Origin of the sequence: Mesorhizobium sp. M4B.F.Ca.ET.017.02.2.1 (assembly GCF_003998955.1) — a bacterium.
Taxonomy (GTDB): domain Bacteria; phylum Pseudomonadota; class Alphaproteobacteria; order Rhizobiales; family Rhizobiaceae; genus Mesorhizobium; species Mesorhizobium abyssinicae.
In genome coordinates this window covers 1-3,952 of sequence record NZ_RZOF01000462.1, presented here as the reverse complement: position 1 = coordinate 3,952, position 3,952 = coordinate 1, and the positions used below count along the sequence as shown (strand labels likewise).

The following is a 3,952-nucleotide window of genomic DNA, read 5'->3' as shown; positions in this document are numbered from 1 at the left end:
GCCCTGTCGGCCCGCAACATGCGCTGGAAGAGCGCCATCCTCCTGCTCCTGCCGGCGGCATAGGCCGTCCACCAGTTGGCCGCCGCCAGCAGGAGCAGGAGGATGGCGCTCTTCCAGCGCATGTTGCGGGCCGACAGGGCCATGGCCACGACGCCCGAGCCGACGGCGATGGCGATCATCTCGGCGGTGGCGACCAGCGCCAGCTCGTCGCCGGTGACATGGCCTTCGGTGTAGAGCGCGCCGAGCAGCACCGGCTGAAGCCCGAGGATCAGCAGGCCGACCGAGCCGATCCACAGCGCCGAAGCGAGCTGCAGGCCGCTTGGATTGCCGACCAGCCAGTCGCCGCCGTCCGTCTCGCCGGCTTGTGTAACCAAAGGCGCCTCCTCAACGTCCTTGCCGCATCGCCAAAAAACTGACAATCTGTCAGCATTTCTGGAAACTGATAGTTAATCATGTTTCTTGTCAACCGGAATTTTGGACCTCTCGCGAGAGGATCGGGCGCAATGAGCGAAGCAAGGCGATTGGCGACGGCGCCCAGGCGCAGGCCGAAGCAGGAGCGCAGCCGCGAACGCATCGACGCGATCCTTTCGACGACCATGCGGCTGATCGGCGAGAAAGGCATCGACGCCGTCACGATGAAGGAAGTGGGTGCGCTGGCCGGCGGACCGATCGCCACCGTCTATCACTATTTCCCCAACAAATCGGCAATCCTGGCGATGCTCTACGAGCGCTTCGCGGAGGAGAGCCGCGCGCGCTTCGGCGCCATCATCGCCGGGATCCGCGGGGTGGACGATGTGACGTCGGCCGCGGATCGGCTGCTCGACGACTACTACAGCCGCGTGGCGGCGGATCCGGCCATCCAGGACCTGCAGAACGCGATCCAGGCCGACAAGGCGCTGCAGAACCTCGACATCGCCGAGACCAGGCAGCAGGCGAAAATGTTCTGCGACCATGTCGGCCCGATGCTTGAGCCGGAGCGGCGCGAGGCGTTCGGACGCGTGGTTTTCCTGGTCTTCCAGCTTGCCGGCGGCGTGGTGCGGCTGGCGCTGACGCAGGATGAAGCGGAGAGCCGGCGCACGATCGATGACTACCGGTCGATCATCCACACGCAGTTGCGGCTGTTCCTCTGATCGGCGTCAACGATCCAGCTTTGGCCCAAGAATCTCCACCAGCCAGTCGACGAACACCCGCACCCTTGGCGAAAGCTGGCGGCTGCGCGGATAAAGGACCGAGATCGGCGTCGGCGTCGGCGGATTGTCTGGAAGCACCTCGACCAGACGACCGGCCTCGATGTCATCGGTAAAACGGCGACGCGGTGCCTGGTAGAGGCCGAAACCCTGGAGCACCAGCGTGGCGGCCGTGTCGGAGTTGGAAACCGTGACCCGCGACGGCAGCACGATCTCGCGCACCTTGCCGTCGACGGTGAATTCCAGCGGCATCACCTGCCCGGTGCGTGACGAGACGAAGCCGATCATCACATGGCCAGCCAGCTCGTCCAGGTCACGCGGCAGGCCCTGGCGCTCGACATAGTCGGCGCTGGCGAGCGTCGCCTCGCGCGCGATGCCGATGCGGCGCGCGATCATGTCGCTGTCCGGCAGCGTGCCGGCGCGCACCACGCAGTCGACGCCCTCGCGCACGAGGTCGACGAGGCGGTCGCCCTCGCCGATATGCAAGCTGAGCCCAGGATAGCGGGCGAGCAGCGCCGGCAGTTCCGGGATGACGACGGTGCGAGCCAGGTTGCCGTTGATGTCGATGCTGAGCCGCCCACGCACCTCATGCGCGCCGAAGCCGCCCTCGGCATCCTCGATGTCGGCGAGGATGCCGATACAGCGCTGGTAATAGGCGTCGCCGTCGAGCGTGGTGGTGACGTGGCGGGTGGTGCGCCGAAGCAACTGCACACCCAGGCGCTCCTCCAGCTGCTTGATCGCGGCGGTGGCGCTGGAGCGCGGCAGACCGAGATCGGCGGCGGCAGCGGTGAAGCTGCGCCTTTCCACGACGCGGGTGAAGAGCCGCATGCTGTCGAACCTGTCCATCAGCGATTGTTCGCACAAGCTGAATAGTGTTGGCAATCCGTGCCCGATTATATCGTCCAGCAAGGCGAGTATATGCATCTCCATCCAAAACAGAAGGAGTTCTCGCCATGACCACTCGGCCCATCGCTCTCATCACCGGCGGCAGCCGCGGCCTCGGCCGCAACACTGCGCTCAGCCTCGCCCGCAAGGGCGTCGACGTCATCGTTACCTATCACTCGCGCGCCGACGAAGCTGAGGCGGCTGTCGCCGAAATCGAGGCTGCCGGCGGCCGCTCCGCAGCACTCCAACTCGACACCGGCGGCATCGCCACCTTCCCCGCCTTCGCCGAGGCGTTGAAGAAGACGCTGGAGGAGACCTGGCAGCGCGACCGCTTCGACTATCTCGTCAACAATGCCGGCACCGGCCTGCGCAAGATGATCGCCGAGACGACCGAGGAGGAGTTCGACACGCTGATGAACACCCACCTGAAGGGCGTGTTCTTCCTCACCCAGGCGCTGCTGCCGCTGATCAATGACGGCGGCCGCATCATCAACATCTCCAGCGGTCTCGCCCGCTTCGCCGCACCCGGCTCGTCGGCCTATGCGATGATGAAGGGCGGGATCGAAGTGTTCACCCGCTATCTCGCCAAGGAACTCGGCCAGCGCGGCATCACCGCCAACACCGTGGCGCCGGGCGCAATCGCCACCGACTTCAACGGCGGTCATGTGCGCGACAATGCCGAGATCAACCGCATGGTGGCCGGCGTCACCGCGCTCGGCCGGACCGGCGTCGCCGACGACATCGGGCCGATGATCGCCTCCCTGCTGTCGCAGGACAATCGCTGGGTCAACGCCCAGCGCATCGAAGTCTCGGGCGGCATGAATATCTAGGTAACCTGGCGGATCAGCCCTTCGAAGCCGTCGGCGAGATTTGAATTGCCGGCGGCGACGAAGCTCGAAAGGCGCCTGGCTCGCCCAGGAGTCTTGTTGGCATCGAGCAGCACCGCCCTGCCTTCATGCATGACGAAATCGAACTTGCCATAATCGAAACCAAGTTCACGCCTTATAGCGCGAAGCTCGTCGGGAACCGGAACAGGTTCGCGGCGGATCGTATCGTCGCCGTTCACGAGACTTTGCGGAGAGCGATGCCCGCTGCTGGTGCTGCGCGCGCCGAGGCGTTAAGGGGCACCGATATATTCCTCCGCGATCCCGTCGGCGAAAGACCGCGTTCCTCGTGCGAATGCGGGTCGGGAAAAATTTCGCGCGGTTCGCTCCTTGCGCGCGCCTTGACTCTCGAAACCCTCCGGCCTATCTCAGCGCCACGTTAGCACTCGCCTTGCGTGAGTGCTAACTCATATCCGGCTTCGCCGGATGGAGGAACAGTTCTCACCGTTCTCATCGAGGAAGACACTAATGGCAAAGTCCAAGTTCCGCCCGCTTCATGACCGCGTGGTCGTTCGCCGGGTCGAATCCGAATCCAAGACCGCCGGCGGGATCATCATCCCGGATACGGCGAAGGAAAAGCCGCAGGAAGGCGAGATCATCGCCGTCGGCTCCGGCGCCCGCGACGAGGCCGGCAAGCTCGTGCCGCTGGACGTCAAGGCCGGCGACCGCATCCTGTTCGGCAAGTGGTCCGGCACCGAAGTCAAGCTCAATGGCGAAGACCTTCTGATCATGAAGGAATCCGACATCATGGGCATCATCGGCTGAACATCGGCCTCACCGTCAACTGAATCTTGAATCTGCGGGTTCGACCCGAACCCCTGACAGGAGCTTACAATGGCTGCAAAAGACGTAAAGTTTTCCCGTGATGCCCGCGAGCGCATGCTGCGCGGCGTCAACATCCTCGCCGACGCGGTGAAGGTGACCCTCGGCCCCAAGGGCCGCAACGTCGTCATCGACAAGTCGTTCGGCGCCCCGCGCATCACCAAGGACGGCGTC

At 64.6% G+C, this 3,952-nt stretch carries 5 protein-coding genes and 1 pseudogene; 3 read left to right on the top strand and 3 right to left on the bottom strand.

All coding sequences use genetic code 11. The features are described from left to right. Positions 1 to 374 (bottom strand): annotated as a pseudogene (locus EN738_RS31950) (MFS transporter); the annotation flags it as partial. A 129-nt stretch (positions 375 to 503) separates the two neighbouring features. On the opposite strand from EN738_RS31950, the gene EN738_RS31945 reads away from it, so the two are divergent. Further along, complete coding sequence (locus tag EN738_RS31945) at positions 504 to 1,130, top strand: TetR/AcrR family transcriptional regulator (protein ID WP_187331454.1); 627 nt, start codon at positions 504 to 506, stop codon at positions 1,128 to 1,130. A 6-nt stretch (positions 1,131 to 1,136) separates the two neighbouring features. On the opposite strand, the gene EN738_RS31940 is transcribed toward EN738_RS31945, so the two are convergent. Further along, positions 1,137 to 2,033, bottom strand: coding sequence for a LysR family transcriptional regulator (locus tag EN738_RS31940; protein ID WP_127287065.1), 897 nt, complete (start codon positions 2,031 to 2,033; stop codon positions 1,137 to 1,139). A gap of 107 nt (positions 2,034 to 2,140) precedes the next feature. Between EN738_RS31940 and EN738_RS31935 the strand changes: the two genes are divergently transcribed. Further along, the gene (locus EN738_RS31935) at positions 2,141 to 2,902 is read left to right on the top strand and encodes an SDR family oxidoreductase (protein ID WP_127287064.1); all 762 of its coding nucleotides are present in this window, start codon (positions 2,141 to 2,143) and stop codon (positions 2,900 to 2,902) included. On the opposite strand, the gene EN738_RS31930 is transcribed toward EN738_RS31935, so the two are convergent. Continuing rightward, positions 2,899 to 3,138 (bottom strand): hypothetical protein, encoded by a 240-nt coding sequence (locus tag EN738_RS31930; protein WP_245478470.1) that lies wholly within the window; start codon positions 3,136 to 3,138, stop codon positions 2,899 to 2,901. The genes EN738_RS31935 and EN738_RS31930 overlap by 4 nt on opposite strands. A 286-nt stretch (positions 3,139 to 3,424) precedes the next feature. Between EN738_RS31930 and groES the strand changes: the two genes are divergently transcribed. Beyond that, positions 3,425 to 3,721 (top strand): co-chaperone GroES, encoded by a 297-nt coding sequence (groES, locus tag EN738_RS31925; protein ID WP_006203049.1) that lies wholly within the window; start codon positions 3,425 to 3,427, stop codon positions 3,719 to 3,721. Positions 3,722 to 3,952: the final 231 nt, after the last annotated feature.

Excerpts from the sequence above, each read along its gene's own strand:
- EN738_RS31945 (WP_187331454.1), top strand. The coding sequence starts at position 504 with ATGAGCGAAGCAAGGCGATTGGCGACGGCGCCCAGGCGCAGGCCGAAG.
- EN738_RS31940 (WP_127287065.1), bottom strand. The coding sequence starts at position 2,033 with ATGGACAGGTTCGACAGCATGCGGCTCTTCACCCGCGTCGTGGAAAGG.
- EN738_RS31935 (WP_127287064.1), top strand. The coding sequence starts at position 2,141 with ATGACCACTCGGCCCATCGCTCTCATCACCGGCGGCAGCCGCGGCCTC.
- groES (WP_006203049.1), top strand. The coding sequence starts at position 3,425 with ATGGCAAAGTCCAAGTTCCGCCCGCTTCATGACCGCGTGGTCGTTCGC.